Genomic DNA, 17,866 nt, shown 5'->3' with positions numbered 1-17,866 from the left:
AATAAAAGAGAGTTTTGTTATGGGTTTTTACAGCTATGTTTTGGAAGTGGTTTCCATTCTAATAATTTCTCTTAATAAAAGAGAGCCGTTAAGCTTATTTTTATGTCATATGCGTACAGTTTCCATTCTAATAATTTCTCTTAATAAAAGAGAGATTATGATAACAATATTGCACCTTTGAAAGTGCAAGGTGTTTCCATTCTAATAATTTCTCTTAATAAAAGAGAGTCGCAAAGGCTTGGTCGATCAGTAGCCTGTCTTCCCACAAATGTTTCCATTCTAATAATTTCTCTTAATAAAAGAGAGATACTCTGGAAAGAGAAAGTTTACAGTAAAAAGGATAAGTCAAGTTTCCATTCTAATAATTTCTCTTAATAAAAGAGAGTACGGAACAAATCCATACCAAGCCTCTATATCTTGTTTCCATTCTAATAATTTCTCTTAATAAAAGAGAGTACTTAGGTAAACGTAGAAAGGAGAACAGATTTCCCACGGTTTCCATTCTAATAATTTCTCTTAATAAAAGAGAGTTACCATGTAAGCGAATTTCTTGCGTTGTGTAGTAATGTCCACGTTTCCATTCTAATAATTTCTCTTAATAAAAGAGAGGTTGAAAATGATTTTTTAACCAATGACTCCCCACCCCTTGAGGTTTCCATTCTAATAATTTCTCTTAATAAAAGAGAGAGTTTTTTCAATGGCTATCAACTTTTCTGATTTGGGTTTCCATTCTAATAATTTCTCTTAATAAAAGAGAGCTGATCTGGTAACTAAACTAGTTTATAGACATTGCGGTTTCCATTCTAATAATTTCTCTTAATAAAAGAGAGCAGTTATCAGTTTAGTAAACTTTCAACAAAAAAAGGATCAAGTTTCCATTCTAATAATTTCTCTTAATAAAAGAGAGTCCATCAGAAACTCTTCTCATTAGATATAACGATTTACTGACTTGGTTTCCATTCTAATAATTTCTCTTAATAAAAGAGAGACCCTACGATACCTTTGTGTCTATTAAAGATATTCTGTTTCCATTCTAATAATTTCTCTTAATAAAAGAGAGTATAAAAGTAGATAGAGGTAAAGTAGTAGATAGGGATACGTTTCCATTCTAATAATTTCTCTTAATAAAAGAGAGCAAGGTTTAGGCAAGGGATTTATGGATTTAACAGGAAAAATTAAGTTTCCATTCTAATAATTTCTCTTAATAAAAGAGAGCGATATTCCCTTAGAAGTAGTTATTGTACTTTTAGGTTTAGTTTCCATTCTAATAATTTCTCTTAATAAAAGAGAGTAAAAATGACAACACGATTAGAGCGATTAATGGAAAGTTTCCATTCTAATAATTTCTCTTAATAAAAGAGAGTATGATGATTTAACTCTAAAATAAGCAACCGCCCCTAGTTAAGTTTCCATTCTAATAATTTCTCTTAATAAAAGAGAGCAGCTTAAGGAGGAGGCGAAGGATGCGGAGATTGCTGTTTCCATTCTAATAATTTCTCTTAATAAAAGAGAGCTTTCCTTCTTCTCGGTCTCCTCTGTGTGGCAGGTTCTTGTGTGTTTCCATTCTAATAATTTCTCTTAATAAAAGAGAGAATGACTACATATTTTAGCTCTGGCACGTCTTATAGGTTTCCATTCTAATAATTTCTCTTAATAAAAGAGAGACATAATTTACATTTAGTTAGGCTACTTTCTAAAGAGTTTCCATTCTAATAATTTCTCTTAATAAAAGAGAGTTAGGTCTATCTATCGGGATAAGGCTATTCTTTTCAATAGTTTCCATTCTAATAATTTCTCTTAATAAAAGAGAGTAAACATAAATAAGGAAACACAAAGATATGAAAACCACAATTTACTGTTTCCATTCTAATAATTTCTCTTAATAAAAGAGAGAAAGTGAAGCTAAAGTCACTTATGAGGAATTTATGTTTCCATTCTAATAATTTCTCTTAATAAAAGAGAGAGAAAGATTAGCTACAAAATTACTTAAACTATTTGGAGTTTCCATTCTAATAATTTCTCTTAATAAAAGAGAGTGATGATAATGAACATCATGCTCATGTTAAATGGGGTTTCCATTCTAATAATTTCTCTTAATAAAAGAGAGAACCTAAAGCAGTGAACTTACTTACTCCTGTATCTATAGAAGTTTCCATTCTAATAATTTCTCTTAATAAAAGAGAGACGGAACAGAAAATAAAAGATAATAGAGGGAAAAAGTTTCCATTCTAATAATTTCTCTTAATAAAAGAGAGATAAAGAACAAGCAGTATCTAAATGGTTTAAAGACAACGGGTTTCCATTCTAATAATTTCTCTTAATAAAAGAGAGAAATTGTATTTGTTATTACTACCACCTTTAATCCTGTTTCCATTCTAATAATTTCTCTTAATAAAAGAGAGAGGGCATAGGATGATGGTAGAGGTATATAAAAAAGGTTTCCATTCTAATAATTTCTCTTAATAAAAGAGAGACCTAAAGAAAGAAGGTGCAGTAAATGAAAAAGGAAGTCCTATGTTTCCATTCTAATAATTTCTCTTAATAAAAGAGAGTTACCAATCGTTTCCTGTGAGGGATAGCACAGGTCTAGTTTCCATTCTAATAATTTCTCTTAATAAAAGAGAGATAAATTGGGATGCTCCTGCTCCTGAGTTACCTGATGACGGTTTCCATTCTAATAATTTCTCTTAATAAAAGAGAGCGCTACAGGTGATGATTATGGCTTTGATTTATATACCAAAGTTTCCATTCTAATAATTTCTCTTAATAAAAGAGAGAGATAAACCTGCTCCTTATGAATTAGAAGATGAACCTGAGTTTCCATTCTAATAATTTCTCTTAATAAAAGAGAGCAAGTTTAGATGTATCACCACCTAATTCCTTAACAGCAGAGTTTCCATTCTAATAATTTCTCTTAATAAAAGAGAGAACTGATACCCACACTAGGACTTGAACCTAGTAGTAAGCCTTGGTTTCCATTCTAATAATTTCTCTTAATAAAAGAGAGCATCATGTCTTAATGATGATGACACTACTGTATTGATTGAGCATTACTGTTTCCATTCTAATAATTTCTCTTAATAAAAGAGAGAAGATATAATCGAAAAGTTAAGATACTTATATCTTAATAAGTTTCCATTCTAATAATTTCTCTTAATAAAAGAGAGCTAGGCACAATCATCAGAGAACAATCAGACTCTTTTCTGATTGTTTCCATTCTAATAATTTCTCTTAATAAAAGAGAGGCATCTAAAGTAGAAATTAAGATACCTTACCGAATAGTTTCCATTCTAATAATTTCTCTTAATAAAAGAGAGGGTAATAAGAAATGGGAAAGAGAAGTAACTTGGATAGAAGTTTCCATTCTAATAATTTCTCTTAATAAAAGAGAGTTCAGTTGATTCTGACTTTGACTTTGATAGCCAATGGACTGTTTCCATTCTAATAATTTCTCTTAATAAAAGAGAGACATATTGAAGGTCGTACCTTTAAATATCGTATGACGTTTCCATTCTAATAATTTCTCTTAATAAAAGAGAGACAGTTTGCAGAATTAACTCGTTTGTGGGAAAAATTATGTCGTTTCCATTCTAATAATTTCTCTTAATAAAAGAGAGCTAAATGGTTTAAAGACAACGGCATAGTCATAGAGAGTTTCCATTCTAATAATTTCTCTTAATAAAAGAGAGAGCCATCGCCGAAAAGCAGATATAGTGATAACTAAAAATGCTATTTGCGAGGGATAGGAAAATTATAGCATTTAAACGGGAATAAAGTCAAAGAAAAAAGCTGAAAAACCTTATGCTGTAAGGGTGCGAGGGTTAGAACGAAAGAATCATCCTTTTGCTCTTTTTTGTTATCCCTCGCAAAATCAGTGGATTTCCCTAATCTTAATGATTAGCCCAAAGACGAGCCGACACAATCTTAATCCTTTGACTTGTCGTTTTTACACAAGTCAGAACTGCAAAAGAGGGATTAACCTTAGTTTAATAATTACTATCGAAAACTTTACTTTTAAAAGTGAGCTTTTCTGATACAATCATCAATTAATCATTCTTGAAAATCAATTCTGAGCTTTGAAACACTGATTAATCTTTTATTATGACTATTACTACCCCTAATTTACAGGCTATTTTCATCGGTACTGAGGAGCAAATTGTGGAAAATTTACGATCGCACCTCAATTATCCCATTGCCCAAAGAGACAATAAAGGTTCTCGTTTTTGGTATTTACGTCCGGGGAATAATCCAGAAGATGCCTCTGAAACTTGCCCCATCGCTGTGGGTTTTTATAGTGAGTTAAATGAGGGTAGTAATTCAGAGCTTAAGCAGTTTTTCACCGATGAACCCCAACAGTTAGAAATTTATGGACATTATATCAATCGCATCGCTGAAAATCAGCCTGTAATGTATCTTTTATTACCCTCACCCCAGACAGAGGGGGCAGAGGCAAAAGTGGCTTTAATTTTACCCACCGAAGGCAGAATTAGACAAAGGGCGATCGAAATTTGTAAGATTAATAGTGAAGATTTAAGGTCTAAATTCAATCGTTTACACCAAGAACAATTACAAGATAAAATCTTAGAAAATCTGCTAGGTTTTACCCCTCAAATTGATTTTATTTTCTATAAAACTGCCCAATCTGCTCAAGAATTAGCCACCGAATTAGCCCTAGTTACTCAAAGAATTGAACAGGTAATTCCCCTAGTTTATGAACAGGAAAAAGATGACGGTTATTTACATCAGTTATTAACCAGTTTTCAACGGGAATTATTACCAAATCTTAAGTTAACTTCCGATCATCCAAAAGATTATAGTTTTAGTGATGTTTACGCTCAAACTATTGCCTATGGTTTATTTACGGCAAGGGTTTTTAGTTATGTGAAAAATCCTAAACAAGACTTTAATCGCCGTTATGCTTGGCAAGAATTACCCGAAACTAATCCCTTTTTAAAGCAATTATTTCAAGATGTTTTAGAAAAATCAACTAATAAATTAGGTGATGATTTAATTGATTGTTTAGATCAGGTTTTAGGTATCCTCAGAGCGGCGAAAATGGAGGCAATCTTAAGGGATTTTCGTAATAACATGAACCGAGAGGATATTGTAATTTGTTTTTATGAGGATTTTTTAGGGGCATATAAACCGAAAATGCGGGAAAAAAGAGGGGTTTATTATACTCCTGAGCCTGTGGTTTCCTATATGGTTAGATCCGTTGATGAGTTAATTAAAATTAAGTTTAATAAACCTTTAGGAATTGCGGATCCAGAAGTGATGATTTTAGATCCCGCTTGTGGCACTGGTACATTTTTATTTAATATTTTTCAGTTAATTTATCAGCGTTTTCAAGAAGCGCCTGATCTATTTATTCCCCCCTTATTAAGGGGGGCTAGGGGGGATCTAAATGAGTTATGGAATGAATATGTATCGGAATGTTTATTACCGAGAATTTTTGGTTTTGAATTATTAGTAGCTCCCTACGCTATTTGTCATTTAAAGTTAGGTTTATTTTTAGAGGAAACTGGTTATAAATTTGCGAGTGGTAAGCGTTTAGGTGTCTATTTAATTAATACTTTAGAAAATGTGGAAACTAAAGAAGAAAAACAACAATTAAGTTTAGCTATTCCTCAAATGGAGGAGTTAATAGCTAATGAAGCAAAAGCGGGATCAAGAATTAAGAAAAATGAGCCAATTATGGTTATTATTGGTAATCCTCCCTACTCTGGACATTCGGAAAATAATAATAGTTGGATTAAGGATTTATTGAATGATTATTATATCATTAATGGTCAACCTTTAGGTGAGAAAAATTCAAAATGGTTACAGGATGATTATGTTAAATTTATGCGTTTTTCTCAATGGAAAATTGACCAAAATAATAAGGGAATTTTAGCTTTTATTAATAATCATGGTTTCTTAGATAATCCCACTTTTCGAGGCATGAGACAACAATTAATTAATAGTTTTGATGAAATTTTTATCTATGATTTACATGGTAATAGTAAGAAAAAAGAAACGGCTTTTGATGGTGGTAAAGATGAAAATGTTTTTGATATTCAACAGGGGGTTAGTATTAATATTATGGTGAAAAACTAATTATCTGTTATACTATAGTTACTTAATCAAAAAAGGAGATTTAAAATTATGATTCAACTCTTAGTTTTAAGAACTTTTTATTTTGGTTAAACTGTCCTATAATTATTATTAACACAATAACCAATCTAAACTAATGCAAATCTCAATTCCTGACTCTGTTTTACAATCAATTCGCTTACCAGAAAACCGTCTTGAAAGTGAATTATTAAAAGAATTAGCTTTAAGCTTATATCAACAAGAATTACTCTCTTTAGGTAAAGCAAGAGAACTAGCTAATTTAGGACATTATGAGTTTAGTCAACTCTTAGGAAAAAGGGGGATTAATCGTCATTATACCCAACAAGAATTAGAGGAAGATTTAAACTATGCTAGTCGTTAGTAATACCTCACCTTTGCTTAATTTAGCTATTATTAATCAACTCTCACTTATGCCACAACAATTTAATCAAATTATCATTCCTACTGCTGTTTTAAGTGAGTTAAGAATCGCCGAAAATTTGCCCGGCTCTCAACAATTACGAGACGCTATTACGGCAGGTTGGCTAACTATTCAATCAGTAGAAAATCAGGCTTTTGTTCAATTATTAAGGAGAGAATTAGATGAAGGGGAAGCCCAAGCAATTGCTTTAGCTATTCAATTAAATGCTGATTTATTATTATTAGATGAAAGAGATGGAAGGAGGGTTGCGAGAACATTAGGATTAAATCTTACGGGAATTTTAGGTATTATTTTAAAAGGATGGCGTGAAGGTCAAGTTTTATCAGTAAGAGAACTTCTCAATCAATTACGCCAAAATGCTAATTTTCGTATTGCTCCTCATTTAGAACAGCAAATATTAATAGAAACTAATGAATTAAATGCTTGATTATTAATCAATTTATTTAAAAAAAAACTTAAATTTATGGCTAAAATTTATCACGCTCATTTATACGGTACAAGAGAACATAAGTATGAAGTTTTATCAGAAAATTCTCTTAATAGTTTAGTTAATTAAAGTTATCTGTTATACTATAGTTACTTAATCAAAAAAGGAGATTTAAAATTATGATTAAACTATTAGAATCTGCAATTAATGAAGTAAAATCTTTATCTGATTCTGAACAAGAAAGAATCGCTTTATTAATTATGCAAGAAATTAGTCAAGAAAAATCAGTCAAAAAAACTGGTGTTTTATCTAAATTAAAACAGATTAAAATTCAAGCCCCTGAAGATTTTGCTCAAAATATTGATCTCTATTTAACAGGAGAAAAATAAATGAGTTTAAATCAAATTTTTGTAGATACTTCTTATATTATTGGTTTAATTAATGAAAAAGACGATTATCATAGTCAGGCTGTTAAATTAGCTGATATTTATGACGGGTATCCTTTAATTATTTCTGAACCTATTTTATTAGAAATTGGCAATGCTTTAAGTCGTAATTATAAAGAAGAAGCTACTCTAGTTATTGATAATTTTTTAATGGCTGAGGATGTACAATTAATTTCTTTAACTTCAGATTTATTTCACAGAGGTTTCGATTTATATAAACAATATAAAGATAAAGATTGGGGATTAGTTGATTGTATTTCATTTATTATTATGAGAGATTATAATATTACTGATGTGTTAACTTTTGATCATCATTTTACACAGGCTGGTTTTCACATTTTAACTTAATTTGTTATTTTTTGTTATTTTTAGAGTTTAATTTTATGGCTAAAATTTATCATGCTCATTTACACGGTACAAGGGAATATAAGTATCAAGTTTTATCAGAAAATTCCCTTAATTCTACTGATTTTCAAGAGGTTGATCCCCAATCTCCTTTTTATTTATTGATTCCACAAAATACGGATTTATTAACAGAATATAATGATTATTTTAAAATAACTGATGTTATGCCTGTTAATAGTGTGGGAATTGTCACAGCTAGAGATAAATTAACTATTCAAGATACTCCTGAAGAAATTTGGCATATTGTTAATGATTTTGTTAGTTTAGATGAAGAAACAGCGAGAGAAAAATATAATTTAGGGAATGATTCAAGAGATTGGAAAGTTAATTTAGCTCAAGAAAGTATCAAAGAAAATGATATTAGTCAAGATAAAATAAAACCTATTTTATATCGTCCTTTTGATGTTAAATTTACTTATTATTTAGGTAAAAGTAGAGGATTTATTTGTAGGCCTCGCCCTGAAGTTATGAAAAATATGTTATTAGGTGATAATTTAGGTTTTATAGCACGTCGTCAAATGATAGGAGATAAAATCTCTTATTTTTTTGTTAGTAAATATATAATTTCTGATGGTGCAATTAGATCAGATAATAAAGGTAGTGAGTCTTTATTTCCTCTTTATTTATATCCTGAAACAGATAAACCTCAAGAATTACAACAGAAAAAAAGGGTTAATTTTTCTAAAGAATTTTTGAATCAACTAACAGAAAAACTAGGTTATTTACCCACACCTGAAAATATATTTTATTATATCTATGCGATATTTCATTCACCCACCTATCGCACCCGTTACGCTGAATTTTTAAAGATAGATTTTCCCAGAGTTCCTATTACCAAAAACCCTGATTTATTCAACAAATTAGCAGAAATTGGAGAGCAGTTAGTAGGATTACATTTAATGACCTCAGCAGTGTTTGATCCCCCCCTAGCCCCCCCTTCAAAAAGGGGGGAAACAGAGGAAAAAGCCCCCCTTTCTAAGGGGGGTTGGGGGGATTTAACCTTTATTAGTAAAGGAAATCATCAAGTAACAGCAGGGCATCCCAAATATAAAAATAATACGGTAATAATTAACAAAGATGGTGATAGTTTTGAGGGAATTTGTGAAGAAATTTGGAACTTTTATATAGGGGGTTATCAAGTATGTCAAAAATGGTTAAAAGACAGAAAAGAACGCATTTTAACAGATGAGGATATATTACATTATCAAAAAATAATTATTGCCATTGGAGAAACGATTAAATTAATGAAAAAAATTGATACAGTTATTCCCAGTTTTCCCATAGAATAAAAGATGTTAAAAAGTGGGGGATTTATAGATTATTGAAAAAAGCAATTAATTATCATCATTTATTAAAGGTAAAATTAGAAAATCCAGTTATTTGGTTAATGAATCATATTTTATTAAATGGAGATGAAGATGATGACACCAATTGAATTAAAACAAAAAGGTTATGAAATATTAGTAAAAGAGTTAGGACAAGTTGATACTATCCGCTTTTTACAAGAGGTTGGTTGGGGTTTTGGTGACTATACAAAAGAGCGTCAATTGACTCTCAAAAATGTGACAAGAGCCGATTTTTGGCGTGATATTGAAGCAATAAGAAATGAAGAAAGTAAAGTTTATGAATAAAATTTATAATGAGATTTTAGGAATTAATCTTAATATGATGATAAAAAATGGAGTTTCAATCAATGAATAATAAAAATTATTTAATTTATTTAGATGTCTGTTGTTTAAATCGCCCTTTTGACGATCAAACACAAGATCGGATTCGTTTAGAAACAGAAGCAATTATTATCATCATTAATAAATGTAAAATAAATAATTGGCAACTTGTTACCAGTAATGCGATTGAAACGGAAATTGCAAAAATTTCTAATCGAGAAAAATTAAAACAAGTTATCGAGATATTATCCCTTGCAACTATGAGAATATTTGTTAATGAAACTATTGCTAAAAGAACTTTAGAACTTAATCAGATAGGCTTTTCTGCTTATGATGCGGCTCATATTGCTAGTGCGGAATATGGGCAAGTTGATATTTTATTAACCACAGATGATCGTTTATTAAAGCGTTCTTTACGCTATGGTGATATAATAAAAGTACAATTAGCAAATCCTCTTGATTGGATCACAAATTTTACATAAAAAAAGGTGACTAAAATGACACAAAATGAAATTTTAACTAAAGGTTATAAAGCTCTTACGGATGCTTTAGGAGTAGTAGGAATGATTCGTTTTATTCAACATTTTAATGAGGGTAAAGGTGACTATACAAAAGAGCGTCATCAATGGTTGGATAATCAAAATGTTGAAGATGTTTTAAAAGAAATGAATCAATGGAAAAATGTTGATAACATAGCTGAATATTATCAACATTTAGATTAGTTGTTCTTTACTTAATCAAAAAAGGAGATTTAAAATTATGATTCAACTATTAGAATCAGCGATTAATCAAGTAAAAAATTTACCTGATTCTGAACAAGAAAAAATTGCTATCTTAATTATCAAAGAACTCAATCAAGATTCAAAACAAGATGAAGATGAGTTTGAAAAAATTATTGAAAATTGTCAAATTAAAACAGGAATTAAAGATTTATCCTATCAACATCATCATTATCTTTATGGTACAGCAAAACAAGAATTAGTGAGTAGTACCTTAATTTAAGTTTTTTGTTTTTATTATAGCAGGTTTTATTATGGCTAAAATTTATCACGCTCATTTATACGGCACAAGGGAATATAAGTATCAAGTTTTATCTGAAAATTCCTTTCATTCTACTGATTTTCAAGAGGTTAATCCCCAATCTCCTTTTTATTTATTTATTCCACAAAATACCGATTTATTAACAGAATATAATGATTATTTTAAAATAACTGATGTTATGCCTGTTAATGGTGTGGGAATGACTACAGCTAGAGATAAAATAGTAATTGATTTTGAAAAAGAACCTATTTTAGAAAGGGCGACAATTTTTAGAGATTCTACAGATACAGATGAGGAAGTTTGTCAAAAATTAGATATTCCTTTAAAAAAAGGTTGGAATATTAAAAATGCTAGGGAATTAATCAAAAAAGAAGATAATTTAGAGCAATATATAAAGCCTGTTTTATATCGTCCTTTTGATACTAGATTAATATTTTATCATGATTCTTTAGTCTGGCGAACTGTTAAGAAAATCATGAAAAATATGTTATTAGGTGATAATTTAGGGTTAATAACAAATAGGCAAGTTAGAATCGCTTATAATCATGTTTTTATTTCTAATAATTCTATTGATTTACATATTTTAGAAACTGCTAATGCTTCAGCTTGTTTATTTCCTCTTTATTTATATCCAGAAACAGATAAACCTCAAGAATTACAACAGAAAAAAAGGGTTAATTTTTCTAAAGAATTTTTGAATCAACTAACAGAAAAACTAGGTTATTTACCCACACCTGAAAACATATTTTATTATATCTATGCCATCTTTCATTCTCCCACCTATCGCACCCGTTACGCCGAATTTTTAAAGATAGATTTTCCCAGAGTACCTATTACAAAAAACCCTGATTTATTCAACAAATTAGCAGAAATTGGTGAGCAGTTAGTAGGATTACATTTAATGACATCAGCAGTGTTTGATCCCCCCCTAACCCCCCCTTCAAAAAGGGGGGTTGGGGGGATCTAACCTTTATTAGTAAAGGAAATCATCAAGTAACAGCAGGGCATCCCAAATATAAAAATAATACGGTAATAATTAACAAAGATGGTGATAGTTTTGAGGGAATTTGTGAAGAAATTTGGAACTTTTATATAGGGGGTTATCAAGTATGTCAAAAATGGTTAAAAGACAGAAAAGAACGCATTTTAACAGATGAGGATATATTACATTATCAAAAAATAATTATTGCCATTGGAGAAACGATTAAATTAATGAAAATAATTGATACAGTTATTCCCAGTTTTCCCATAGAATAAAAGATGTTAAAAAGTGGGGGATTTATTAAAATTCCCACTTTTAAGATTAGGGAAATTAGTATTAAATTGATGGGGAAAAATTAATTATCTGTTATACTAGGGTTACTTAATCAAAAAAGGAGATTTAAAATTATGATTCAAGTATTATATTAAAAGCTAACTTTTTATCAATTAAGGAGGTTTAAACAATGAATACAATAGAATTAAGACAAAAAATCGAAGATAACTTATTAAAAATTTCTGCCGAAAATTTAAAAGTTATTGATGAATTTGTAGAATTTCTTAAAGAAAAAGAACAAACAAATTTAGGAAAAACTATCAATTATCGAGAAGCTTCAGGGCGTTCAATTTTAGATCATGCTGGTAAGTGGGAAGGCGACGACTTAGAAGAATGCCTTGAGTTAATGTATGAAACTAGAGGTAAAGTAACAATTAATAATCGAATAAATCCTTTTGAATAATGTATCTTTTAGACACTAATCATTGTAGTTTAATTCTCCTTGAAAATCAGACAATTCTTGATTATATAAGGAAAGTGGGAGAAACAAATATAGCCACCAGTATTATAACAGTTGGTGAGCTTAGTTTTATGGCGGAAAATTCTACTTATAAAGACAAAAATTTAACTCGTCTTGATCAATTTTTAGCTGATATTCGAGTTTATTATATAGATGAAAAAACAGCTAAAATTTATGGACAAATTAAAGCAAGTTTAATTAAGAATTTTGGGCCCAAACAAAAAACAAAACGTCAAACTACTAAAATCACTCAATTAGGTTTTGATGAAAATGACCTTTGGATCGGGGCGATCGCTATTCGTAATCATCTAACTTTAGTATCGGCTGATACTGATTTTCCAAGAATAAAAACTGTTATTAATTTTCCTTTACAAAACTGGAGAGATAATCATGAGTAATATTTTTTCATCTTTTGTTGATATTATACCTGCATTGTCAGGAATAACAATATCAGGTATTTTTCTTATGAATACAGCCTTTGATCAATTAAATAAAAATCCTTTGAAAATTCAGATATTGACTTTTCTTGTTATATCTTCTGGATTTTTGTCACAAAAGTTTTATTCTTTCTTTTTTGAAAACAAACTTGCGATAACACTTATCAGTATTTTTGTTGCTAATTATATGTTAAAAGAATTAGCTAATCGAAAAGAAAAACAAGAAATATCTATAATTTTTCTTAATTCTATTGAATCTCAAAGAAAGGCTTTAGCATTTATTCAACTTCATTTTAATTTGGCTAATTTTGATAGAGATATAGAATATATTAAAATTTATAAAAATAGGCTAGATAATGATGAACTTTACCACAAAGCTTTAAAAAAAATTGGTATATATAATCAAGTTGAAATTGATATTATTTCCCAATATCCAATTATGCTAAACGAATGTTTAAGTTATATTGACAGACTATTTATTAATATAAATATATTAATTAAGGACAATAAAAATCCTAATGATATACAACAGCAAAATATTTACCTAATAGCTAGATTGTCAGTCATTCAATCAATTCAATATGGATTATTAGCTATTTATTTACTAAAAATTCAATATAGTCAAGAAGATAAACAAAACTTAAAAAATAATTTTATTCAAAACTATTTAAGGATGATTAAGGAAATAAAATGCGATATTTTTAAAGGACAAGAATCATTGATAATTCACAAAAACTTAAGTCATAGTATATGTAGTCAATTCAAATATTTAAAACATAAATTCGATTTAATCAATCAAAATATACTAAGGATAAACATTAAAAATGAAATTTATGAAGTTCACTATATAGCAATAATGACTACAAGTCAAAACACAGATATTCTAACGCAAGATCAAAGTATTATTGGAATTGCTTCATCTGAAAAAGAAGCTATTAACAACTGCCAAAATTTTTTCAATCAAGAATGTAAAAATATATCTTATCAAGATTATGATGATAATAAAATAAATAATTTAATTCAACAATGCACATTTCAAACTGAACTAATTTCTCTATCATAAAAACTATTAATAAAACTATGCTATCACAAGTAATACAAGATTTAACCAGAAAACAACGCCCCTATTACATTTTACAAGAGCCAGAAATTAAGGGTATTGATCATAATTATTGGTTAATATTTAAACATCGAGACGCAGATAATTTATTAAAAAATATTGTTAGTTTTTTAGGCTTAACTAAACATTCTAGTTATAAATTAATTCGCATTGACTTAAATAATGCCCATATCTTTGAATATACCCCGAAACGGGAGGGAAATCTTCCTAATACTACCCTTTTGCGCACCAGTAACTTAACAGTTATTGAACAATTTTTAAACTTAGAAAATGCCACCAAAGAAGAAAATTTAATTAAAAATACATTTTTAGAATTAGAAAATACCATCAAAAAACAAAGACGTTTTAATTTACCTCAACAATTAGAACAATATCATAACTTTATTACCGCCTATTTAGAAAGAACAAAATTATATCGCAGATCTACGGCTTATTTTAATAGTGGAGTCTTAAAACTCTATGAAGAACCATTATTACATTTAGTGTTAAATGATGGTAAAATAAAACTATTAATGGACTGGCAAGGCTTCACTAATCAAAGAGATTTACAAACTTTAGAAAAATTACATAATCCTGAATATAGAGAAGAATTTATTAACCAAAGTTTAACAGAATTTTTACAAGGATTAAACCATAAAACTTTTGCAAGTACAACTATTTTAGCAGAATTAGTCAGATTAGAAATTCTGAGTATTAAATTAGTTAAAATGCAAGAAACCCAAGGTATTTATCACAAAAAAACAGGCATTTTAAGCGATAATTTAGGTAATTCAATCTTACATGAAGGCTCAGATAATTTTACACGCTCCGCCCATAGTAATAATGCGGAAAGTGTTACCTTTTTGTATTATTCAGATAAGATTGATTTAGAAACAATTGAAGAATCAATTAAACAATTTGATGCAGAATGGAATGATCTTAATTTTACCTTTGATTTAACACAAGAATTTTTACAACAAATTTTAAGGGAAAAACAACGCCGTCAACAAGAAAAACAGCCAATTATTGATAGTATTACCCCCGATACTTTACCCGCAGGTAAGACGACAGAAATTGAAATAAAAGGTAAAAATTTAGACGAAATAGATAAAATAGATTTACCAGAAAATCCCCTTGTGGAAGTGGAAATTAAACAACAAGAAAAGACAAAAATTAAAGGTAAAATCAAAGTAGCCAAAAATCATCCTCCCCTATCTTTAAAAAGCTTAAGAGTTAAAGATAAAGAAGGCAGTTATAATGTCAATGAAATTAAACCAATTACCGTTAAACCAAAAATAACAATTCCCGAATTTTCCGAAATAGAAAACTTTAAAATTGCCCTTGAATTAATCTTACAAGGAAAACAGGGAAAACCCGAAGACTTTTTATATTGGTTAGCCTTACAACTCCCCCATTTACTAACAACTCAAAGCAGTAATATTTTAGATCAATTACAAGATCAAGAAATATTATTTGAACATCAAAAATCAGGCGCTCAACACTGTTTAAGAGTGATGAAAAACTTTGGTGTTGCCGTCTGTGCGGATGCGGTAGGGCTTGGGAAAACCCGTTTAGCCGCCGCCGTTGCCAAACTTTACCGAGAGGAAAATGGACAGGCTAAAATTGCGATTATAGCCGCTAAAAAATTACATCCTAACTGGGAAAGAGAAATGGCAGAATTAGGTTTTAGAAAAAGCGATTATGAATTATATAATAAAAACTTAATGAGTCGAAAAAATAGTAATTTTTTCGCAGATTTTAACCGTTTTGGTGGGGCAGATTTAGTAATTATTGATGAAGCTCATGAGGGGATTCGTAACTATAAAAATACCATTCATAAAACCTGTTTAAAAATTAAAGATAATGACCAAATTAATCAAAGACAAAGACATTATTTATTATTAACAGCAACTCCTTGGAATAATAAAAGAGAAGATATTTATAATATTTTATCACCGTTTTTAACCCGTCCTCAAGGTTTTACTGATTTAGGGTTTTCTTCGGAAGTAAAAACATGGTTTGAAAGTCGAGAAATAGGGATTGAAAACTTTACCGATACTACTAATATTTTCCGGCAAACTTATCGAGAATTATTCCTACAACGTACCCGAAAAATGTTAAGAGAAGCCACCCCAGAATTACAATTATATGCACAAAGAATAGCCGAGTGGCTATCAGTTGAATTTGAGCCAGAAACAGAAAAAGCCTTAGAAACAATTTTCTCTCAATTTGAGAGTAATTTATATATTCCCTTTGCGGATCCCATTCGTTATTTTACCCAAAGCGTAGAGCAAAGATCCTTATTAAAAAATCAAAGACGAATGTTTTTACAAAGAGCAGAATCTAGTATGTATGCACTGCGAAGAACTATTAAAAATTTCAGTGATAAAATTATTAATTTGAAAGAAAAATTAATGAGTGTATCGGCAGATGCAGAAGGATTAAAACAATTTTTATTAGATCATTATAATTGGACTTTGGACAAAAAGAAATTGGTAGAGGTTAAAATAGAAGATAAAAAAATAGACAAAGTAAAACTAACCTAAAATAATTTTAGGGGAAAAAAGATTAATTAACAGTCGTTTCTAACAGCAATTTAGCTATTTTGTTGACATTTTTGATTCTTTTTTATAACCTGATAACGTGGTCTTTTCACTTGTATTTCACCTTTTTTCCGTCCAGAAGAATAACCACGGGGTTTGGGAAAATTAGAATTGATCTCAATGGTGCTAATAATTCTATAAAAGTCTCTCTGAACCAGCACTGGGGTAATCTTACTCTCACGAAAATTAGGCAAATATTTCTCCCAAGGGCGGGGTAAGCAAACAGCTAAATTCCTTGCATTCCACAATTGAATATAAGCAATTAAAATTAGGTTCATCCAGTTTTCTTCATAACTTGTATGAGAGGTTAAATAGTCGTTCATTAATAATCTTTGTTTGCCAAATCGAAAAAAGTGTTCCAAGTCAAAACGTTGACGATAAGATTGATAAATTTCAAGCAAAGTTAATTCGTTACGGCGTTTACCAATGGCAATTAACCACATTGGTTTCCAAATAGAATTACCTTCTTGATCAGTAACAGTAATTTCCAATAATGTAAAGGGATAATCATGCAATTTATGTTCCTTTGTTCCCTTCATTAACATATTATTCCAACCCTTAATTTTGACATTTAATAATTTACCACGTTTCGTAGTAAAATTAGTTTGAATTAAATCATCAGGGGGATGCCAAGAAGTTGAATCTTTTAAATCAAATTTATCACCATACCAACGTGGATGTCCACTTTTTAACTCAGAAGAATCTTTGACAAAAGGACGAAAAAAAACACGATTACTTTTAACTCTGGTGACAACAAGTCGATCTTGATTAAGAACTTGTTTGCCAATAAAATCTTTTTGACTATAAAGACAATCTACGACAATAACTGATAGAATTATCTTAAATAATAATGAATCTGTCAAAACTTTATTAATCTGTTTATGAGCAACAGAAACATCTTTTTCATCGCTTTTTACTCGTTGAACTGATAAAGGAATTGTCCAAGAAGCATCACAATTAGATATTTTTTCAGGTAAGTAAAAAAGCCAAGAATAAGCATGACCAATATTGATGGGTTTATTGCCTTTAATACTGTTAGGTTGATGAATAAACGTTTTATCAGATACAGTAGGAGAAAACTGGCGTGAATTAGGGGTTACATCAATGCCAAATAGATGAAACTTTCGCTGATTATTTTGAGGAATACTCTCTAAAATAATCTTAGATATTTCGGCTTTATTTGTGATTTGTGATTTCTTTTTTCCCGCTTTATTAAAATCAGCAATTGCTCGATAAATACTTTGGTATTTATGTTTAAATAGAGGATTTAAACTTAATTCCACGACTGTTTTAGCATCTTGATTACTACTAAGAGCATCGAGTAAATTCATCAAGGCATCTTTTCTTAAACCAAGACTTTGATATAATCGTTGACGACCTTGAATAAATTGTTCAACTTCTTGGTAATTTTTATTTTTGATTTTCATATTA

At 29.6% G+C, this 17,866-nt stretch carries 17 protein-coding genes and 1 CRISPR repeat array (1 of these 18 running past the window's edge); of the genes, 16 read left to right on the top strand and 1 reads right to left on the bottom strand.

Translation table 11 applies throughout. The features are described from left to right. Positions 1 to 3,689: direct repeats of the CRISPR family, unit length 36 nt; unit sequence GTTTCCATTCTAATAATTTCTCTTAATAAAAGAGAG; it reaches 322 nt to the left of the window's first position. 412 nt (positions 3,690 to 4,101) lie between these two features. From Anndu_RS07910 to Anndu_RS07835, 16 genes are all read left to right on the top strand, one after another. Continuing rightward, positions 4,102 to 6,096: an N-6 DNA methylase gene (locus Anndu_RS07910; protein ID WP_464103843.1), complete on the top strand. Its 1,995-nt coding sequence runs from the start codon at positions 4,102 to 4,104 to the stop codon at positions 6,094 to 6,096. Between the two features lie 133 nt (positions 6,097 to 6,229). After that, positions 6,230 to 6,475 carry a UPF0175 family protein gene (locus tag Anndu_RS07905; protein ID WP_464103842.1) on the top strand — a complete coding sequence of 82 codons (246 nt, stop codon included), beginning with the start codon at positions 6,230 to 6,232 and terminating at the stop codon, positions 6,473 to 6,475. Next, positions 6,462 to 6,962 carry a PIN domain-containing protein gene (locus Anndu_RS07900; RefSeq protein WP_464103841.1) on the top strand — a complete coding sequence of 167 codons (501 nt, stop codon included), beginning with the start codon at positions 6,462 to 6,464 and terminating at the stop codon, positions 6,960 to 6,962. Before Anndu_RS07905 ends, Anndu_RS07900 begins: the two co-directional genes overlap by 14 nt. Before the next feature lie 179 nt (positions 6,963 to 7,141). Further along, positions 7,142 to 7,351, top strand: coding sequence for a hypothetical protein (locus Anndu_RS07895; protein ID WP_464103840.1), 210 nt, complete (start codon positions 7,142 to 7,144; stop codon positions 7,349 to 7,351). After that, positions 7,352 to 7,756, top strand: a complete 405-nt coding sequence (locus tag Anndu_RS07890; protein ID WP_464103839.1) for a type II toxin-antitoxin system VapC family toxin — start codon at positions 7,352 to 7,354, stop codon at positions 7,754 to 7,756. A 35-nt stretch (positions 7,757 to 7,791) separates the two neighbouring features. Then, positions 7,792 to 9,102 (top strand): type ISP restriction/modification enzyme, encoded by a 1,311-nt coding sequence (locus Anndu_RS07885; protein WP_464103838.1) that lies wholly within the window; start codon positions 7,792 to 7,794, stop codon positions 9,100 to 9,102. A 129-nt stretch (positions 9,103 to 9,231) separates the two neighbouring features. Beyond that, entirely contained in the window at positions 9,232 to 9,444 is a 213-nt protein-coding gene (locus tag Anndu_RS07880) for a hypothetical protein (RefSeq protein WP_464103837.1), read from the top strand. A gap of 62 nt (positions 9,445 to 9,506) precedes the next feature. Next, positions 9,507 to 9,962, top strand: coding sequence for a hypothetical protein (locus Anndu_RS07875; RefSeq protein WP_464103836.1), 456 nt, complete (start codon positions 9,507 to 9,509; stop codon positions 9,960 to 9,962). Positions 9,963 to 9,977: 15 nt separating this feature from the next. Further along, the gene (locus tag Anndu_RS07870; protein WP_464103835.1) at positions 9,978 to 10,202 is read left to right on the top strand and encodes a hypothetical protein; all 225 of its coding nucleotides are present in this window, start codon (positions 9,978 to 9,980) and stop codon (positions 10,200 to 10,202) included. Positions 10,203 to 10,239: 37 nt separating this feature from the next. After that, on the top strand, positions 10,240 to 10,482 hold the full coding sequence (locus Anndu_RS07865) for a hypothetical protein (RefSeq protein ID WP_464103834.1): 243 nt from the start codon (positions 10,240 to 10,242) through the stop codon (positions 10,480 to 10,482). Positions 10,483 to 10,513: 31 nt separating this feature from the next. Further along, positions 10,514 to 11,488, top strand: coding sequence for a type ISP restriction/modification enzyme (locus Anndu_RS07860; RefSeq protein ID WP_464103833.1), 975 nt, complete (start codon positions 10,514 to 10,516; stop codon positions 11,486 to 11,488). A 5-nt stretch (positions 11,489 to 11,493) separates the two neighbouring features. Further along, entirely contained in the window at positions 11,494 to 11,778 is a 285-nt protein-coding gene (locus Anndu_RS07855; protein ID WP_464104057.1) for a type ISP restriction/modification enzyme, read from the top strand. Positions 11,779 to 11,966: 188 nt separating this feature from the next. Next, complete coding sequence (locus Anndu_RS07850) at positions 11,967 to 12,239, top strand: hypothetical protein (protein WP_464103832.1); 273 nt, start codon at positions 11,967 to 11,969, stop codon at positions 12,237 to 12,239. After that, positions 12,239 to 12,694: a type II toxin-antitoxin system VapC family toxin gene (locus Anndu_RS07845; protein WP_464103831.1), complete on the top strand. Its 456-nt coding sequence runs from the start codon at positions 12,239 to 12,241 to the stop codon at positions 12,692 to 12,694. The genes Anndu_RS07850 and Anndu_RS07845 overlap by 1 nt, the downstream gene beginning before the upstream one ends. Next, complete coding sequence (locus tag Anndu_RS07840; RefSeq protein WP_464103830.1) at positions 12,687 to 13,796, top strand: hypothetical protein; 1,110 nt, start codon at positions 12,687 to 12,689, stop codon at positions 13,794 to 13,796. Before Anndu_RS07845 ends, Anndu_RS07840 begins: the two co-directional genes overlap by 8 nt. Positions 13,797 to 13,813: 17 nt before the next feature. Beyond that, a complete protein-coding gene (locus tag Anndu_RS07835) occupies positions 13,814 to 16,378 on the top strand; it encodes a DEAD/DEAH box helicase family protein (RefSeq protein WP_464103829.1) in 2,565 nt (854 codons plus the stop codon). A 50-nt stretch (positions 16,379 to 16,428) separates the two neighbouring features. Here Anndu_RS07835 and Anndu_RS07830 read toward each other — a convergent pair whose 3' ends face one another. Further along, positions 16,429 to 17,862 (bottom strand): NF041680 family putative transposase, encoded by a 1,434-nt coding sequence (locus tag Anndu_RS07830; protein WP_464101506.1) that lies wholly within the window; start codon positions 17,860 to 17,862, stop codon positions 16,429 to 16,431. Between the last annotated feature and the right edge of the window lie 4 nt (positions 17,863 to 17,866).

The sequence above is a fragment of the Annamia dubia NIES-4383 genome (assembly GCF_055394725.1).
Note: the sequence above shows the minus strand (reverse complement) of the source record. Positions and strands in the feature narration are given on the sequence as shown.